Origin of the sequence: Streptacidiphilus sp. MAP12-16 (genome assembly GCF_041262165.1) — a bacterium.
Classification (GTDB): Bacteria; Actinomycetota; Actinomycetes; order Streptomycetales; family Streptomycetaceae; genus Streptacidiphilus.
Window position 1 is genome coordinate 184,014 of record NZ_JBGCBY010000002.1, and the last position, 18,232, is coordinate 202,245.

15 protein-coding genes are annotated in these 18,232 nt (G+C 69.3%); 12 read left to right on the plus strand and 3 right to left on the minus strand.

The window, feature by feature from the left end; translation table 11 throughout:
* Positions 1–182: 182 nt before the first annotated feature.
* The 7 genes from ABIA33_RS02860 (at position 183) to ABIA33_RS02890 (ending at position 7,449) form a co-directional block, all read left to right on the plus strand.
* Positions 183–2,033: an ABC transporter substrate-binding protein gene (locus tag ABIA33_RS02860; RefSeq protein WP_370076535.1), complete on the plus strand. Its 1,851-nt coding sequence runs from the start codon at positions 183–185 to the stop codon at positions 2,031–2,033.
* 10 nt (positions 2,034–2,043) lie between these two features.
* Positions 2,044–3,081, plus strand: a complete 1,038-nt coding sequence (locus ABIA33_RS02865) for an ABC transporter permease (protein WP_370076537.1) — start codon at positions 2,044–2,046, stop codon at positions 3,079–3,081.
* The gene (locus ABIA33_RS02870; RefSeq protein ID WP_370076539.1) at positions 3,078–4,022 is read left to right on the plus strand and encodes an ABC transporter permease; all 945 of its coding nucleotides are present in this window, start codon (positions 3,078–3,080) and stop codon (positions 4,020–4,022) included. The genes ABIA33_RS02865 and ABIA33_RS02870 overlap by 4 nt, the downstream gene beginning before the upstream one ends.
* Positions 4,019–5,041, plus strand: coding sequence for an ABC transporter ATP-binding protein (locus tag ABIA33_RS02875; protein WP_370076541.1), 1,023 nt, complete (start codon positions 4,019–4,021; stop codon positions 5,039–5,041). The genes ABIA33_RS02870 and ABIA33_RS02875 overlap by 4 nt, the downstream gene beginning before the upstream one ends.
* Positions 5,002–6,108 carry an ABC transporter ATP-binding protein gene (locus ABIA33_RS02880; RefSeq protein ID WP_370076543.1) on the plus strand — a complete coding sequence of 369 codons (1,107 nt, stop codon included), beginning with the start codon at positions 5,002–5,004 and terminating at the stop codon, positions 6,106–6,108. The genes ABIA33_RS02875 and ABIA33_RS02880 overlap by 40 nt, the downstream gene beginning before the upstream one ends.
* An 88-nt stretch (positions 6,109–6,196) precedes the next feature.
* The gene (locus tag ABIA33_RS02885; RefSeq protein ID WP_370076545.1) at positions 6,197–7,030 is read left to right on the plus strand and encodes a M55 family metallopeptidase; all 834 of its coding nucleotides are present in this window, start codon (positions 6,197–6,199) and stop codon (positions 7,028–7,030) included.
* A gap of 47 nt (positions 7,031–7,077) precedes the next feature.
* Positions 7,078–7,449, plus strand: coding sequence for a hypothetical protein (locus ABIA33_RS02890; RefSeq protein WP_370076547.1), 372 nt, complete (start codon positions 7,078–7,080; stop codon positions 7,447–7,449).
* Between the two features lie 44 nt (positions 7,450–7,493).
* On the opposite strand, the gene ABIA33_RS02895 is transcribed toward ABIA33_RS02890, so the two are convergent.
* Complete coding sequence (locus tag ABIA33_RS02895) at positions 7,494–8,132, minus strand: hypothetical protein (protein WP_370076549.1); 639 nt, start codon at positions 8,130–8,132, stop codon at positions 7,494–7,496.
* Between the two features lie 336 nt (positions 8,133–8,468).
* On the opposite strand from ABIA33_RS02895, the gene ABIA33_RS02900 reads away from it, so the two are divergent.
* The gene (locus ABIA33_RS02900) at positions 8,469–10,262 is read left to right on the plus strand and encodes an adenylyl cyclase (protein WP_370076551.1); all 1,794 of its coding nucleotides are present in this window, start codon (positions 8,469–8,471) and stop codon (positions 10,260–10,262) included.
* Positions 10,263–10,356: 94 nt separating this feature from the next.
* Here the strand turns inward: ABIA33_RS02900 and ABIA33_RS02905 are convergent, their stop codons facing one another.
* Positions 10,357–10,557, minus strand: coding sequence for a hypothetical protein (locus ABIA33_RS02905; protein ID WP_370076553.1), 201 nt, complete (start codon positions 10,555–10,557; stop codon positions 10,357–10,359).
* 170 nt (positions 10,558–10,727) lie between these two features.
* Between ABIA33_RS02905 and ABIA33_RS02910 the strand changes: the two genes are divergently transcribed.
* Entirely contained in the window at positions 10,728–11,879 is a 1,152-nt protein-coding gene (locus ABIA33_RS02910) for a histidine kinase (protein ID WP_370076555.1), read from the plus strand.
* Positions 11,867–12,511 carry a LuxR C-terminal-related transcriptional regulator gene (locus ABIA33_RS02915; protein WP_370076557.1) on the plus strand — a complete coding sequence of 215 codons (645 nt, stop codon included), beginning with the start codon at positions 11,867–11,869 and terminating at the stop codon, positions 12,509–12,511. Before ABIA33_RS02910 ends, ABIA33_RS02915 begins: the two co-directional genes overlap by 13 nt.
* 194 nt (positions 12,512–12,705) lie before the next feature.
* On the opposite strand, the gene ABIA33_RS02920 is transcribed toward ABIA33_RS02915, so the two are convergent.
* The gene (locus ABIA33_RS02920; RefSeq protein WP_370076559.1) at positions 12,706–14,202 is read right to left on the minus strand and encodes an MFS transporter; all 1,497 of its coding nucleotides are present in this window, start codon (positions 14,200–14,202) and stop codon (positions 12,706–12,708) included.
* 91 nt (positions 14,203–14,293) lie between these two features.
* Between ABIA33_RS02920 and ABIA33_RS02925 the strand changes: the two genes are divergently transcribed.
* Both ABIA33_RS02925 and ABIA33_RS02930 read left to right on the plus strand, forming a co-directional pair.
* The gene (locus ABIA33_RS02925) at positions 14,294–14,797 is read left to right on the plus strand and encodes a MarR family winged helix-turn-helix transcriptional regulator (RefSeq protein ID WP_370076561.1); all 504 of its coding nucleotides are present in this window, start codon (positions 14,294–14,296) and stop codon (positions 14,795–14,797) included.
* Positions 14,798–15,566: 769 nt separating this feature from the next.
* Positions 15,567–18,131 carry a discoidin domain-containing protein gene (locus tag ABIA33_RS02930; protein WP_370076563.1) on the plus strand — a complete coding sequence of 855 codons (2,565 nt, stop codon included), beginning with the start codon at positions 15,567–15,569 and terminating at the stop codon, positions 18,129–18,131.
* The last annotated feature ends 101 nt before the right edge of the window (positions 18,132–18,232 follow it).

Sequence of the window (18,232 nt, forward strand, 5' to 3'; positions counted from 1 at the left end):
GGTGCCTGTCGGTGGAGGGTGCGTGCGGCTGTCCGGGTGAGGGGCTGCCTCCGACAGCCGCGTCCGGGGGGCAGCCCGTGACCGTGGGGGCCAGGATCGCCTTGGACGTCCCCCTGTGTTGAGGAGCTGAACGGTCCGGTACGTGCGGCGCCGATCGCCCTCGCCCCCCACGGAGATAAGACATGGTTGTGCGCGAAAGCGGAAGAGTCCGCGCGGTCCTGGCCGCGGCCTGCGTTGGCGGGGTGCTCCTGGCCGGCCCCGCCGCCCTCACCGCGGCGGCGAGCGCCACGGCTCACCGCTCGGCGAGCGCCACGTCCCGCACCACGCTGCGCGTCGCGATGGACAGATCGGGCGTGGACACCCTCAACCCCTTCACTGCCTTCTTCAACGGCTCCCTCGACATCCTCGGCAGCATCTACCCGACGCTGACCGCGATCGACGAGAACGGCGTCCCCGGGCCGTACCTGGCCTCCTCCTGGGCCCTGTCGTCGGACCACCTGACCTGGTCCTTCAAGATCCGCGACGGGCTCAGGTGGAGCGATGGGAAGCCTCTGACAGCTGACGACGCCGCATGGACGTTCAACCTGATCAGGACCAACACCGTCGCCGGAACGGCGAACGGCACGCTGGTGGCCAACTTCGCCTCGGTGACCGCACCGGACGCCACCACGCTGGTCATCAAGACCAAGCAGCCGCAAGCCAACGTCACCTACGTGAGCATCCCGGTCTCCGGCATCCAGATCGTGCCGAAGCACATCTGGCAGTCGCACGCCGCGAATCTCAAGGACTACAAGAACGACACCTTCCCGGTCGTCGGCTACGGACCCTGGGTCCTCACCGACTACAGGACCGCCCAGTACGCCAAGCTCGATGCCAACAAGTCCTTCATCCTCGGCGCACCAAAATACGACCAGCTGATCGAGCAGCTCTACAAGGCGTCCGACGCCGCGGTGGCGGCGCTGAAGGCTGGTCAGCTGGACTACATCAACGGCGTCAACGCGACCCAGTTCACGTCCCTGCGGCACGTCGGCGGCGTGCAGACCGCACAGGCCGTCGGCAACGGCTGGACCGGGGTGGAGCTGAACCCCGGCGCCAGGACGCGGACCGGCAAGGCGATCGGCACCGGCAACCCGGCCCTGACCGACCCGACCATGCGCCGGGCCATCGCCCAGGCCATCGACAAGAAGACGCTGCTGGCCAAGGTTATCGACGGCCAGGGTCAGGTCGCCGCGGGCTACCTGCCGCCCGCCTGGCCGCAGTGGAGCTGGAAGCCGTCGGCGGGGGAGGAGCAGCCCTACGCCCCGGCCGCCGCGAACAAGATGCTCGACGCCGCAGGCTACAGGCTCGGCCCGGACGGCATCCGCGTCGGCCCGAAGACCGGCAAGCCGCTCAACCTGCGCCTGGGCATCCACTCCGACAGCTCCAGCGACGCGGCCATCTCCACCTACCTGGCGGGCTGGCTCAAGGCCATCGGCGTCAAGGTCGTCATCCAGCCGATGAGCATGACCGCGCTCAACAGCGATCTGGGCAAGGGCGACTGGGACATGCTGATGGACTCCTGGACCACCGGCCCCGACCCGACCTACCTGCTCGGCATCCAGAGCTGCTCGACGCTTCCCAACGACGACGGCACCGGCGGCAACACCGACGCCTTCTTCTGCGACCCTGCCTACGACAAGCTGTTCTCGCAGCAGGCGAGCATCTTCGACCCGGCGCAGCGCGCCCAGCTGGTCGGCCAGGTGCAGGACATCCTCTACCAGGCCGACGTGGACCAGTTGCTCTACTACGCCACGGACAAGATCGCGGCCTCCTCGAGGGTCAGCGGTCTGATCACCGGCAAGGAGGGGGTCGACGGCTTCTACCCGGCGCAGACCAGCTTCTGGAGCTACCTCAAAGCGGCCCCGGTGGCCCGGAGCGCCTCCTCCGGTGGCGGCAGCACCGGCGTGTGGCTGGGCCTCGCCGGAGCCTTGGTCGTGCTCGGAGCCGGCGGCGTCATCCTCCGTCGCCGCGCCGGGGCGGACGACCGTGAGTAGCCCTGCCGCCGTGGCCGAGCCAGCCGTTGCGGCACCTGAACCCCGCTCCGGTCGGCCGTTCCGGGTGCCGCGGCCCGGCTACCTCATCAGCAAACTCGCCGCCGCGGCCGTCAGCTTCGCGGTTACTCTCGTCATCGGCTTCGTCCTGTTCAACGTGATGCCTGCCGACCCGGTCCGCAGCATGACCCGGGGCCGACCGGTCAGCGACGCCCAACTGGCCCAGCTGCGCATCCAGCTCGGCGTGGACAGGCCGATGTGGGAACGGTTCCTCAGCTACGTCAACGACACCCTGCACGGACACCTCGGCTACTCCTGGGAGTACCAGCAGTCAGTGGCCTCACTGGTGGCCAGTCGGGTCGGTCCGACCCTGCTGCTGATGGGCACCTCCTTCGCAGTCTCCGTGGTGCTCGGGCTCTGGCTCGGCATGCGCAGCGGATGGCGGGCGGGAAGCGTGTTCGACCGGTTCACCTCCGCCACGGCGCTGACGCTGTGGTCGGTGCCGACGTTCTGGCTCGGGATGATCCTGCTGATCGTCTTCAGCGTTGGGATCGGACCGATCCACGGGTTCCTGCCCACCGCCGGGATGAGCGATCCGACCCTGCCGCAGACCGGTATGACGCACTGTCTGGACGTCGCCCGGCACCTGGTGCTGCCGGCGCTGACGATGGTCCTGGTCGTCTACGCGCAGTATGTGACGATCATGCGCTCCTCGATCATCGCGGAGAAGGGCAGCCCCTACCTGCTGACCGCGCGGGCGAAGGGCCTGCCCGACGCCTCGGTGCGCCGCCACCACGCCCTGCCCAACGCACTGCTGCCCTCGGTGACGATGATCTTCATGCATCTCGGGGGGCTGATCAGCGGGGCGGTCACGGTCGAGGCCGTCTTCTCCTGGCCGGGGCTCGGCGACCTGACCTACGAGGCCCTGAAAATCCCCGACCTGCCGCTGCTGCAGGGCACCTTCATCGTCTTCAGTGCGAGTGTGATCCTCATGAATCTGCTGGCCGACCTGGTCTACCGGTTCCTCGACCCCCGGGTGCGCGCCCAGTGACCGCCGCGCAGACAACCACCGCACCCAATGCCACCGCACCCGACGCCACCACGCGGGAGCCGGCCGCCGCCGTCCCGCCCAGGTTCGCCGGTGCGCGCCGCTTCGCGCGCGCCTTCCGGCGCCGTCCCTCCGGTCTGGCCGGGCTCGGGATTCTGGTCCTGTTCTCACTGCTGGCCCTGACCGCGCCGGCCTTCATCGGCCCGGAGCAGCTGGACGTGACCAGGGTGAACGGCCCGCTGCTCGCGCCGCCCAGTGCCGCGTACCCGTTCGGCACCGACCAGGCGGGCCGCAGCGTCCTGGACCTGCTCATCTGGGGTTCCCGGGAGTCACTGCAGATCGGCGTCATCGCCACTGTGCTGACGGTCGTCTTCGGCAGCGCCGTGGGGATCGTCGCCGGACACTACGGCGGTTTCCTCGGGCGCGCCCTGATGCACGTCACCGACTGGTTCATCGCGCTGCCGGGCCTGCCGCTCGCGATCTCGCTCGCCGCGGTGCTGGGCCAGGGCACGACCTCGATCACCATCGCGATCGCCGCCACCTCCTGGACGGCGACCGCCCGCCTGCTCCGCGCCCAGACGCTTGCCGTCGAGGCACGGCCGTTCGTCGAACGGGCCCGCGCCCTCGGCGCCGGGAACTGGCAGATCATGCTGCGCCAGGTGCTGCCCAACGTGATGCCGCTGATCCTGGTGTCCAGCACGCTGACCGTCACCGGGGCGCTGCTCTCCGAGGCGACGCTCACCTTTCTCGGCCTCGGCAGCCCGGCCGGCGTCACCTGGGGCGAGATGATCCACGACGCCTTCTTCGGCGGAGCGTTCACCGCCGACGCGTGGTGGTATCTGCTGCCGCCGGGCCTGGCGATCCTGGCCGTCGTCCTCGGATTCACGCTCACCGGGCGCGCGGTGGAGTACGTGCTCGACCCGCGCACGGAGAGGAAACGATGACGACGGACACGGCGATGACCGACGATCCGGTGATGACCCGCAGCCCCCTGCTGGAGGTCCGCGACCTCCACGTCACCTACCAGCAGGGCGGCTTGGCCGTTCCGGCGGTGCGCGGCGTCAGCTTCGCCCTCGCACCCGGCGACACCCTCGGCGTCGCCGGGGAGTCCGGCTGCGGCAAGTCGACGATGGCGCTGAGCCTGCTGCGCCTGCACGGCGACGCGGCGAAGGTCACCGGTGAGGTGCTGTTCGACGGCGAGAACCTGCTGACGACGACCTGGTCCCGGCTGCGCGCGGTGCGCTGGGCAGGGGCGTCGGTGGTGTTCCAGGGCGCGATGAGCGCGCTCAACCCTGCGCGGACCGTGCTGGACCAGATCGTCGAACCGATGGTCCTGCACGACGGGCTCGGCACGAGGGAGGCCGAGCGCCGCGCCGCCGAGCTGCTCGACAGTGTCGGCATCCCCTCCCGGCGCATGCGTAGCTATCCGCACGAGTTCTCCGGCGGACAGCGGCAGCGGGTGATGATCGCCATGGCGCTGGCCTGCCGCCCGGATCTGATCATCGCCGACGAACCGACCACCGCTCTGGACGTCATGGTGCAGGCGCAGATCCTGGAGCTGCTGGCCGAGCGGGTCCGCGAGGCGCGGATCGCGGTCATCATGATCACCCACGATCTGTCGCTGCTCGCCCACACCTGCGACCGGCTGGCCGTGATGTACGCCGGGCGGATCGTCGAGCTCGGCCCCTCCCGGCAGGTGCTCGAAGCGCCACTGCACCCCTACACCCTGGCCCTGTCCCGGGCATTCCCGACGATCGGCGACCCGGCCTCCAGGCGCGCCCCTGCGGGCCTGGCCGGCGACCCACCGCGACCGTCGGAGATCGGCACCGGCTGCGCGTTCGCGCCGCGCTGCTCCGAGGCCGAAGCGTCCTGCCGCACGGGGGAGATGCTGCTGCGGCCGGCCGGCCTCGGCCGCTCCGCCGCATGCCTGCACGTCCGGCCCGAGCACAGAGGCACCTCGTGACCGTCAACCCCAGCCCGGAGGCTGCCGCGCTGCACGTTGCCGCACTGGACGTCGCTGCACCGGACATCGCCACACCGGACGTCGCCGCACTGGAGGCGCGCGACCTGTCCGTGGTCTACCCGGGCTCCCGGGGCCGGGGCCCCGCGCGCGCGGTCGACGACGTCAACCTGCGCGTCGGCAAGGGCGAGATCGTCGCCCTGATCGGCGAGTCCGGCTGCGGCAAGTCGACGCTCGCCCGGGCCCTCGTCGGGCTGGTCAAGCCGACCGGCGGTCAGGTGCTCTACCAGGGCACGCCGCTCGGCTACTCCGCCAAGGCACTCAAGCAGTACCGCCGCCACACCCAGCTGGTCCTCCAGGACCCGGGCGGCGCGCTGAACCCCAAGCAGAACGTCTACGACGCGGTGGCGCTGGGGCCCCGCCTGCACGGGCTCACCGACCGGCTCCCCGAGACGGTCCAGCACGCGCTGGCCCAGGCCGGGCTGCGCCCGCCGGAGGACTTCGTCGGCCGCTACCCCCACGAACTGTCAGGCGGGCAGCAGCAGCGTGTGGTCATCGCAGGCGTGCTGGCCCTCAACCCGTCGGTGATCGTCGCCGACGAGCCGGTGGCGTCGCTCGACGCCTCGGTGCGCGGGGAGATCCTCAAGCTCATCCTGCACCTACGCGACGAACTGGGCCTCTCGGCCCTGGTGGTCAGCCACGACCTGGGCCTGGCCTGGAACATCGCCGACCGCGTGGCCGTGATGTACCTGGGCCGGGTCGTGGAGCAGGGCACCGTCGAGGAGGTGCTGCTGCGCCCGAAGCACCCCTACACCCAGGCGTTGCTGTCCGTGGTTCCGAGCGGGAGCGAGGACTGGCGCCCGACACTGCTGAGCGGCGAGCCGCCGGACCCGACCGCGATCCCGGCGGGCTGCCGCTTCCATCCGCGCTGCCGCCGCTGGGCCGCCGCGCCTGAGCACGATCGCGCCGCCGCCACCTGCGACCGCCGCGACCCGCCCGTCCTGGCGGCCGACACCTCCCACGCCGCCTGCCACCTGCTCCGCTCCACCGCTCTTGCGGAGACCGTGTGACCCTGCTGCGCGCACCCGCGTTCCGGCCCGGCGACACCGTCGCCGCCCCGGGTGACCCTGCCAACTCCGTCGTGCTGACCTTTGGCTCATGAGAATCTTGATCTCTGCCGACATGGAGGGCGCCACCGGTGTCACCTGGCCCGCCGACTGCGAACCGGGGAACCCCGCCTGGCAGCGCTGCCGAAGCATGTTCACCTCGGACGTGAATGCGGCGATCGCGGGATTCTTCGACGGCGGCGCCACGTCCGTACTGGTCAACGAGGCCCACGCCACCATGCGGAACCTGCTGCTGGAGGACCTCGACCCGCGCGGGGAGATGCTCACCGGCCGGCACAAGGACCTGACCATGGTCGAAGGCGTCCAGCACCGGGATGTGACCGGTGTGGCGTTCGTCGGCTACCACACCGGCGCCGGGGCTGAGGGCGTGCTCGCCCATACGTACCTGGCCAACTCGATCACCGGAGTCTGGGTGGACGGCGTCGCAGCCAGCGAGGGATACCTCAACTCCCTTGTCGCGGCCGAGTTCGGCGTTCCCGTGACGCTGGTCACCGGTGACGACCTGACCTGCAAGGACGCCCAGGGCTACGCGCCGGGCGCCGTCACCGCCACCGTGAAGGACTGCGTGACCCGCTACGCGGCGGTCTGCCGTCCCCCCGCAGTGACCTCCAAACTGATCCGGGAAGCGGCGAAGCAGGCGGCCGTCCTGGCCGTGCGCGAAGAGCCGGTCACCGGACGGACTTTCGAGGTCGCGGTCGATTTCGACGCCTCGCACCTTGCGGCGGCAGTGGCCGCGGTGCCGACCGTGCGCCGGACCGATGTGCGGCGGGTCGCGTTCACAGCCGACACAGCTTTCGCGATGATTCGGACGTTCAAGACCGTCACGACGGTCGCTGCGGCAGCAGTAGAGGTCAACTACGGCTGAGCTTCGGCTTCGGCCGCGCAGGTCCCGCAGCTCGTTGAGGCCGGGGCATGCACGGCGGCACCGATGACCTTGATGACATGACATTCTCGGCAGGCGCGGGGCTGCGGTGTCGCAGGACCCAGGCTCGCACTGTGAAGCCGATGGCCCGGACTGCACATCAATTCCCGTTGTCCGGGCAGGTGTGGTTTCAGCGGCGAATCCTTTGCTCGCGCGCATCCGCATCGAAAGAGGTCTTCATGCTCGGAATAGCTGCCGCCGTCGTGTTCGGCATTGCCTTTGTGATCAATGCTGCGAGTATCGCCGTGGACGCTGTGTTCTCTCCGACGAGCCTGCTGCTGCTCGGCCTGACGCTGCTTGCCCTGCATCTGTCCGGGGTTGCGACTTCCACTTCTCTCCCACGACGCCGCTCGCGCCGCTGACGATCTCGCGCCAGAACCCGGGTCCCCTGAGTGCTGTCCAGCGTTCAAGCCTCATGCCGTGACGCGTCGGGAATGAAATACGTGACGACGAACATGAGCAGCACCCAGGGGTACCCGATGGTGTAGAACACGGCTGCTGTCCATTCACCGCCTGCCCACAGCGCGAGTCTGGTGATCAGGAACAGGTACAGTAGTCCTCCGATCGTGACCAGCACGGCCGTGAGGATCCGGAATGCAGCGGGGTGGCCTTCGCCTTCCGTTCCGAATGCGGAAGATATATGACGCCCCGTCGACCACAGCCCGAGGTAGAGCCCGCAGCAGGCCAGCCCATAGGGAAGCGTTTTGAGGAAGCGCAGGAACTTGCGCGACATCACGGATACGGCGACTACGGCGGCGATTGCGTCGGCGACCTCTCCGATGCCAGGCAGCACTACGGCGACGCCACTTGCGAGCAGGTCCGCGAGGATCCCCGCCACGACGCGGCCCGTCGAGCTGACGATGACGAAGCCTGCCGAGGCTACGCTGGCCAGTGCGAAGAACTCGATCGCGTGCACGCGGCTCCACAACGACCACGCGCAGGCAACGGCGTAGCACGCCACGAGTAGCCCTGCGGCGATGGTGCGTACAGGTGACGTGCGCTCATGAATCGCGCCTGCCTCGCGGCCCAGTACCGGAACACCCACGATCGCTCACCTCCCCGCCCCTGGACCCCTGCCCGGCAGGATCCCGCTCATGCCTCATCAGCCGGTGCGAACTCGCGTGGCTACGCGCCGCTGCGGCGACTCGCACCGAGAGCTGAACGCGGCTCGTGTACCTCATCTGCAGAGATGACGTGTTGAGCCCCATAGGGTCCTCCGTCTTCACCGATTGAACACAGGTGCGATGCCCAACCCCTCGTGCCTACAAGCTATTGACGCTGCTTCAGTCCCGGTGCTTGACTCCCTTCGAGAGAGCGCTCTCTTGCGCTCCCCAGGACACCCGCAACACCCTCCCCACCCACCACCTCCAGGGAGAGCGCAATGCCCGTCACCCCTAGCCGCCGTACCCTGCTGCGCGGTACGGCCGCCCTGGCCGCCACGCTGCCTGTGGTCGGCACACTCGGCACCGGCTCGGCTTTCGCCTCGTCGCCCGCCCTCGGCGGCGCTGAGCTCGGCCCCAACGTCATAGTTTTTGACCCCTCGATGAGCGATGCGTCGATCCAGGCCCAGGTCGACGCCGTGTTCAACACCCAGCAGTCCAACCAGTTCGGCACCGAGCGGTACGCCTTGGCCTTCAAGCCCGGCACCTACAAGGTCGACATCAACGTCGGTTTCTACACCCATGTCCTCGGGCTCGGCGCCTCCCCGGACGACGTCGTGATCAACGGTCATGTCACGGTCGACGCCCAGTGGTTGGGCGGCAACGGCACTCAGAACTTCTGGCGCGCCGCCGAGAACCTGTGCATCGTCCCGCCGGACGGTCTGGAGCGGTGGGCGGTTGCCCAGGCCGGCCCGATGCGCCGCGCCCACATCAAGGGCAACATGACGCTGTGGCCCAGCCCGCCCGGCAACCGCTGGTCCAGCGGCGGTTTCCTGGCCGACAGCGTGGTGGACGGCCAGGTGGAATCGGGTTCCCAGCAGCAGTGGCTGTCCCGCAACGACACCTTCGGCAGCTGGACCGGCTCCAACTGGAACATGGTCTTCGTCGGCACCCAGGGCGCTCCGGCCCAGCACTTCCCCAACCCGGCCTGGACCGTGGTCGACCGGACCCCGGCCGTCCGGGAGAAGCCCTTCCTCACCATCGCCGCTGGCGGCTCCTACCGCGTCTTCGTCCCCGCCCTGCGCCGCGACTCCGCCGGTACGACCTGGGCGGCCGGCCTGGCCGCCGGGCACAGCATCCCGCTGTCCCGCTTCCACGTGGCAAGGCCCGGCGACTCCGCCGACACCATCAACGACGCCCTTGCCCGGGGCCGCCACCTCCTGCTCACCCCCGGCGTCTACTCCCTCTCCGCCCCCATCCGGGTAACCCGCCCCGGCACCGTCGTCCTCGGCCTGGGCCTGGCCACCCTCCAGGCCACGCACGGCACTTCTCTCATTGAGGTCGCCGATGTCGGTGGCGTCTCCGTCGCCGGTGTGCTCCTCGAGGCGGCCTCCGCCGACTCGCCCGTCCTCCTCCGCGTCGGCCACGGCCGCAGCCACACCAGCCACGCCGCCGACCCCACCGTGCTGTTCGACGTCTACGCTCGCATCGGTGGCGCCCTCGCCGGCGGCGCCACCGTCAGCATCCAGCTCGACAGCAACGACGTGATCTGCGACAACATCTGGCTCTGGCGCGCTGACCACGGCCTGAACGGCACCGTCGGCTGGTCGGTCAACCCGGCCGACACCGGTTTCCTGGTCAACGGCGACCGGGTCACCGCCTACGGTCTCGCCGTCGAGCACTACCAGAAGTACGAGGTGCTCTGGCGCGGCAACCACGGCCGCACGTACTTCTTCCAGAACGAGCACCCGTACGACGTCCCCACGCAGTCCGCCTGGCGCCACGGCACCACCAACGGTTACGCCGCCTACAAGGTCGCCGACTCGGTCACCGACCACCTGGCCTGGGGACTGGGTAGCTACTGCTTCTTCGACCTGCAGGCCAACATCTACACCGATCGCGCCTACGAGGTCCCCGACACACCCGGCGTCGCCTTCACCGACCTGATGACCGTCTGCCTCAACGGCCCGGGCGGCGGCGGCATCCTGCACTGCATCAACAACAGTGGCGACCCGGTGCAGAACGGCTTCGGCACCTATTACCTGAACGGCTACTCAAACGGCCTCACCAAGTAGCGTCCCGAGCTGGAGTTCGGTCGCCAGATCGGGTCAGGGTTCCCGGGCCCGCACACGTAGGGCCCGGGAACCTGCGCCGCTACCCCGGTGTCCGTCAGGCCCGTTGCCCCTGCTGCTGTCGCTGCCCGCCGCCCATACGGAGGCCGAGCCCGGCGCCGAGGGCCACGACGCCCATACCGATGGAGGTCGCGATGCCCTGGACGCCATGGACGACGAAGGGGGCGACCGCGGCGACGACGAGGTTGAACAGGAACAGGAACCAGAGCACCGGCTTCTTCGAGAGCAGCGACTTCATGAGGGGTTTCCTTCTGGGAGGGGGCTGTGAACTTCCGAGATCAACGATTCCGTCGTTCGCTCGCCGCCACGAGGGAGTGCACTCCCGAACCGATGGTGTAGCCCGCTACACCATCGGTTCGGCTGCCTGCTCACCCGCGTCCGTGCGGCGGTTCGCCTAACCTGATCACCATGCGGAAGACGGTGCGGGAGGCTACGCGGGCCACGGTCCAGTTGGCCATGGCCGCGGGGATGGCCTTCGGCTCGCTCATCTTCATCACCGTGCTGCTGATCACCGCCATCGCCACGGTCGCGGTGGTCGGTGCCTGGATGCTGCCCGAGACGGTGCTGCTGATCCGCCGGATCGCCGGGGCCAAACGGCACCAGGTGGCCGCGTGGACCGGCCGGGAGATCCCCGAGGCCTATCTGCCCATCCAGGGGCCGCTCCGCGAGCGGCTGCGCACGGCGACCCACGACCCCGGCACGTTCACCGATCTGCGCTGGATGGTCGCCTACTACGGCTACGGCTGCCTCGGGTACCTGGCGTTGCCGCTGTGGCCGGTGGGCCTGCTCGTCGACGGCGTGCGGTGCGGACTGCTGGGCCGAGAGGCAGCCGTACTCCCACTGATCAGCCGTCTTGCGGACCTCGACGCGGCGTGGTCGACCGCCCTGCTCAAACCCTCTCCGAAGGCCCGGCTCGCCGAGCGCGTCGAGGAGCTCACCGCGACCCGGGCGGGCGCGGTGGCCGCGCACGGCGCCGAGCTGCGCCGTATCGAGCGGGACCTGCACGACGGCACGCAGGCGCGGCTGGTATCGCTGTCCATGCGGATCGGCCTCGCGAAGCGCGCCTACGACCGCGACCCGGAGGCCGCGCGCAAGCTCCTCGACGACGCGCAGGACCAGGCCGAGGAGGCGCTGGCGGAGCTGCGGCACGTCGTGCGCGCCATCCACCCGCCGATCCTCACCGACCGCGGTCTCGTCGGAGCCGTACGGGCGCTCGCCGCGAGCAGCGGACTCGACGTCACCGTGCGTGTGGACGGCCTGGAGGACGGGCCACGGGCCCCTGCGGCGATCGAGGCGGCCGCGTACTTCGTGGTGGCCGAGGCGTTGACGAACGCGGCGAAGCACAGCGGCTCCGACCGAGCCGAGGTCCGACTCGCCCGCGCTCCGGGCGGATTGACGGTCTCTGCCCGAGACGAGGGCCGGGGTGGCGCCGACGAGGCAAGCGGCTCCGGGATGCTCGGCATGCAGCGCCGGGTCGCCGCACTCGACGGAACCTTCACCGTGACCAGCCCCGTCGGGGGCCCGACTGTGATCGAAGTGGAACTGCCGTGCGTGTGGTGATCGCCGAGGACAACGCCCTGCTACGGGAAGGGCTGGTACTGCTGCTCACCTCTGCCGGGCACCAGGTCGTGGCGGTGGCGGGCAGCGGGCCCGAGGTGCTGCCCGCGCTGCTCACCCACCGTCCGGACGCCGCCGTGCTCGACGTCCGGATGCCACCCAGCTTCCGCGACGAGGGCCTGCGTGCGGCGCTGGCGGCGCGTGAGGAGATCCCCGGCCTGCCGGTGCTCGTGCTCTCACAGTACGTCGAGGAGTCGTACGCCTCCGAGCTGCTGGGCGGCGGTGCGAGCGGGGTCGGCTACCTGCTCAAGGACCGGGTGGGCCGGGTTGACGAGTTCCTGGACGCGTTGGACCGGGTCGCAGCCGGTGGCACGGCACTGGACCCCGAGGTCGTGACCGAACTCCTCACCCGCCGCCGGGACTCACCCCTCGACTCGCTGACTCCGCGCGAGCGCGAGGTCCTCAAGATGATGGCCGAGGGCCACGACAACACGACCATCGCCAGGACCCTGGTCGTCACGGAACGATCGGTCAGCAAGCACATCGGCAACGTCTTCCTGAAACTGGGGCTGCCACCGAGCGACAGCGGGCATCGGCGGGTGCTGGCGGTGCTGGCGTACCTGAACAACTCGTAACAACTCGACGGGGAACGACGCCAGTTGCCGCCCCGCCCGGACCCCCCGCAGCGCCGCCCGCAGCGGCAGCGAGAAGGCACCGACATCGTCGATCGCGCACGCGCCAGGCGCCAAGCGGTCGCCGTCCCGTGGGAGCAGGACGGCGACCGCCTGGCGCTCGGTGTTCCGCGGGCACTCCGTCCGCGCGGGGGGTGTTACGCCTTCGCCGTGGACACCTCCGCGGTCTCGGCCTGCCCGCCCGGCTCTGTGGCGGCGGACGCCGTGTGCGCGGCGTCGGCGCGGTGACGCGGGAGGCAGGAAGCGAGGGCGAAGGCCAGGAGGGCGGCGCCGGCGCCGATGGCCATGACGACCTTGAAGCCGTTCTCGGAGGGCAGCGCGGTGGTGCCGAAGGTGGTGGTCATCTGCGCCAGGACGACACCGGCGACGGCGCTGGCGATCGAGGTGCCGATGGACCGCATCAGGGTGTTGAGGCTGTTGGCAGCGGCCGACTCGGACGTGGGCACGGCGCCCATGATGAGCGAGGGCATGGCGCCGTAGGCGAAGCCGATGCCGGCGCCGATGACGCAGGAGACCAGGACGAGGTGCCAGATCTGGGACATCAGCACGATGTTCAGGCCGTAGCCGGCGGCGACGATGAGGGCACCGAGCATCAGAGTGGTCTTGGGCCCCTTGGTCTTGGAGATGACCGCGGACAGCGGTGCCATGGCCATCATCACCAGGCCCATCGGTGCCATGACCAGGCCGACCGTCAGCATGGATCTGCCGAGGCCGTAGCCGGTGGCCTTGGGCAGCTGCAGCAGCTGCGGCAGGACCAGGGACAGCGCGAACATCGAGAAGCCGAACGCCACCGAGGCGAGGTTGGTGAACAGCACCTGGCGGCGGGCGGTGGTGCGCAGGTCCACCAGCGGCTGCGCGGTGCGCAGTTCGAACCAGCCCCACACCAGCAGCACGATGACCGCGGTGGCGAGCAGGCCGAGGGTGGTGGCACTGGTCCAACCCCAGTCGGCGCCCTTCGAGACGGCCAGCAGCAGGGACACCAGTCCCGCCGCCATGCCGAGGGAGCCGATCAGGTCGAAGCGTCCGCCGGTGCGTACCTTCGACTCCGGTACGACCACGAGGACGAGCACGAAGGCGACGACGCCGAGGGCGGCCGAGATCCAGAACAGCATGTGCCAGTCGAAGCGGTCGGCGATCAAGGCGGCGGCGGGCAGACCCAGCGCACCGCCCACACCCAGTGAGGCGCCCATCAGCGCGGTGGATCCGGCGAGCCGTTCGGCGGGCAGCTCGTCGCGCATGATGCTGATGCCGAGCGGGACGACGGCGGCGGCCAGGCCCTGCAGGGTCCGGCCGGCGATCATCGGGACCAGGGAATCGCTCAGCGCGCAGACCACCGATCCGGTCACCAGCAGGACGATGCTGACCAGCAGCATGCGGTGCTTGCCGAACATGTCGCCCAGGCGGCCGACGACGGGGGTGGCGACGGCCGCGGCGAGCAGGGTGGCGGTGACCGCCCAGATGGTGTTCGACGCCGAGGCGTGAAGGTACTTCGGCAGTTCCGGGATGATTGGGATCACCAGGGTCTGCATCAGCGGGACGACGATCCCGGCGAGGGCGAGCACCGCCACCACGGCGTTCGACTTCGGCGGGGCTGAACCCCCGGCCTCGGCGGATGGGGCAAGGGCATCGGACACGGCAGGGCCTCCGTCGAGGTGAAGGATTGCTTAACTCACGCAACGATAACTAGATTGCTTGACTAAGGCAAGTAACTGTTACGGTGGTCGTATGTCCACGCCGCCGTCATCCGCTGCACCCGTCTCGACGGACCTGATCGAGATCGAGCAGGCCCTCACCCGCGTCACGTACCTGGCCGGTCGGGTGCGGCAGCACGAGCGTCTGATGGCCATGGCCGGACTGTCGCTCGACCGGGCCGCCGCCTCGATCCTGCGGCACATCGCCGAGAGCGAGCCGCTTCGGCCAGGAGTGCTGGCGGTCCAGCTTTCCGTGGAAGCCTCGCATGTCAGCCGGCAACTGCGGCAACTGGAGAAGGATGGCTACGTGATCCGCGTCCCGGACCAGGACGACAGTCGTGCCCATCGCATCCAGCTGACCGACGCCGGCCTGGCCGCCGTCGAGCGCATGCGAGAGGCGAGCCGCCGGGGCATGGAGATGGCCCTGGCGGACTGGTCGCCCGAGGACCTGCGGAAGCTCGCCAAGCTCTTCCATCGGCTGGTCGACGACTTCGTCACTCACGCCGAAGCAGCTGTTGAGGTCGGGCCCTCTGTCTGACGGAGCTGCGGGAGATCAACGATCAAGGCCCTGATCTGACCTGATGATGTATCGGCACCCAACGGGCCGGCCGCGAAGCGCCGAGGGGTCGGACCCCCGAGCGTCCTGGCCCGGGGCGTATTGCCAGTCGATCCCGCTGCGGAGCGCGTTCGCGGCCGCACGGTCCGACGCGTTCTCCTCGAACTGCAGTGGCGACGTGTCCTGGTTGGGCCGTTAAGAATCAGCTTCATTTGCCGTAGTGGATGCTATGCATCCGAGTCTTCTGGTGCGGAAGGTGGGTGGAACTGTCCCCACATGCACCTTTGCAGCGCGAAAGCGCCGTGCCCAAGCGAGAGTTGATGCAGGTCTTCCCTTGGCGATACACAAGTGTCATAGTGGCGCGCTAGGTCAGTCAAGAGCCCATGGATCTGATTCATCTGCCGAGGGCGCCATGCTCGACGAGCTCGATGAGCGAGTGTTCCGACGCCAGGGCGAAGCCCGAAATCCCCAACCACCCCCTCCTCAGCAAGGTCATCACACCCCCAACTCCCCACTCGGAGAATCCATGCATCGACGTTCCCGGCGCTGGGCCGCACTCCGGACAGCCATCGGCGTACTGCCAACGCTCGTCGCGGGCACCGCCATTGGTGTCGGCGCGTCTCCCGCCTCAGCCGCAACGGCCCCCGTCGTCTACTCCGTCGCCCCGAACGGACAGGGATCCGCCTGCTCGACCCAGGCCCCGTGCGCACTGCTGACAGCGCAGGGCATGGTCCGACAGGCGACAAGCACGATGACCACGGACATCAGCGTCGTGCTGGCCGACGGGACGTACCGACTCGACGGCCCGCTCACGTTCGATCCCGCAGCGGGCGACTCCGCGACCGGCGGACACACCGTCAGTTACCAGGCAGCTCCCGGCGCCCACCCGGTTCTCAGCGGCGGCCAGCAGGTCACCGGGTGGAGCCAGGCGTCCAACGGCGTGTGGAGCGCGACGGTGCCGGCGGGTACCGACACCCGGCAGCTCTACGTCGATGGTGTTCGCGCGAACCGCGCGTCCGGATCGGCGCCCGCCAGCTTCACCCGCACGGCCACGGGCTACACGACCTCCAACACGACCCTCGCCGGCTGGCAGAACATCTCCAACGTCGAGTTCGTCTACAACGTCGGCTGGACGCAGATGCGTTGCGGAGTCGCGTCGGTGTCGGGGACCACCGTCACGATGCAGCAGCCGTGCTTCGACAACTCCACGAAGAAGCAGTACGGCGTGAACGCCGACCTGCCGAGCTCCATCGAGAACGCGAAGGAACTGCTGAACAACCCGGGGGAGTTCTACCTCGACACGTCGGCTCACACCGTCTACTACCTGCCCCGTGAGGGCCAGCAGATGAGCACCGCTGACGTCGAGATCCCGCGCCTGCAGAACGTGGTCACGGGCCACGGCACCGTGTCGAATCCGCTGCGTGGCCTCGCCATCCGCGGCATCACCGTCGCCTACGGGGGCTGGACCTCCCCGAACACAACGGACGGCTTCTCCGAAGTCCAGGCCAACATGCGCCTCACCGGTGCGAACGCCTGGCAGACGCAGGGCACGTGCGACCGCTTCTCCAGCACCAATCCGGGAACCTGCCCCTACGGCAACTGGACGATGACCCCGGGCAACGTGACGTTCGACCACACCGACGGACTTACGTTGGACGGCAACACGTTCCAGCACCTCGGCGCCGCCGGCCTCCAGCTCGGCCAGAGCGTCGACAACTCCTCGGTGACCGGGAACGTCTTCACCGACATCTCCGGGAACGGCGTCGAGATCGGCAACGGCACCGACGCGAACCCCGCCGACGTCACCGTCCTGCCGACCGGCAACACCGTCGCCGACAACTGGATCCACAACGTCGCCGTCGAGTACACCGGAGGCGTCGGCATCTTCCAGGGCTACACCGTGAACGACACCATCACCCACAACCAGATCAACAACGTTCCCTACAGCGGCATCAGTTCGAACTGGGGCTGGGGCCGCACAGCCACCAGGACGTCCGGCAACAAGATCACCAACAATCTCGTCTTCGACTACATGCAGCAGCGCTCCGACGGCGGCGGCGTCTATGTGCTCGGGCAGGAAGGCACCTCGCTCGCCGGCGGCCTGGTCATCAGCGGCAACGTCATACGCGGCGCCGGGGGAGGCGGTCACGCCATCTACACCGACGGCGGCAGCCAGTACGTGACCATGACCGGCAACGCCGCCTATGGCAACAACACCCCCTCCATGGGCGGATGCAAGGAGGGGACCACCACTCCCTACGGTGACTTCTCCTTCACCGGTAACTATGTCGAGAACCTCACACCCGACTGGCCCTGCGGCAACCCGAGCAACGCCACCGTCGGATCCAACACCCAAGTCTCCTCCTCCGGCGTCGGCGTGCCGGCATCCGTGCTGGCCAACGCCGGCCTTGGGACGGCATACGCGGGTATCGCGGCACCGCCGGCGGGTGTGGCACCGACCAACCTCGCGGCCCACAAGCCGGTCGTGGCGCAGTTCCTCGACGGCAGCACCGCGCAGCTGCAGCCGGAGTCACAGCTGACGTACGCAACGGACGGCGACCCCGCCACGTACGTGCAAGCCAGCGGACAGTTCCGGTGGCAGCTCGTCGTCGACCTGCAGCAGGCTCAGACCCTGGGATACGTCACGGTCGGTATGCCGCAGGCGCACTTCGCCACCGACTTCCACGTGGACGCCTCGACCGACGCCACCACTTGGACCACCGTCGGCACCGTCCACAACAGCGGTTGGGGCAGCGTCCCCGTCGAGTTCACCACGCCACTGACTGCCCGGTACCTGCGTGTCGTCGCCGACAAGCCGGACAACTGGGGCCAGCGAGGGGACCAGATGGCGATCAGCGAGATCGGTGCGTACGCCGCTACCCAGGGCAGCAACAACATCGCGCTCAAAGCCCCTGCCCAGGCGCTGTTCATCGACGGAACCCAGGCCGACATGCAGCCGAACTCCACGCCGGCGCTCGGGGTCGACGGCGACCCGTCGACCTTCGCGCAGGCTTCGGGACGCTACCGGTGGTCGCTGCAGCTGGACCTCCAGCAGCCGCAGTCGATCGACGTGGTGTCTGTCCTGACGCCCGTCGCCACGTACGCGACGGCCTTCCATGTCGACGTCTCCCTCGACGGCTCGACGTTCTGGACGGTCGCGCACCGCACCGACAGTGCCGGCGGCACGACTGGCGTCCAGCTGGACGCGCCCGTCACCGCTCGCTATGTCCGGGTCATCGCCGATCGCCCGAACGACTCGGGCCAGACCGGCGGGCAGATGGCGATCAGCGAACTCGCCGTGTACGGCGCCAAGTAGTGGCGAGCACCCGGATGCGCGGCCGAGGCCGGCCACGCATCCGGGTGTGATCACTCTGTCGGCCGGAGGCCGTGACGCTGCCAGTACCAGGAAGATCCCAG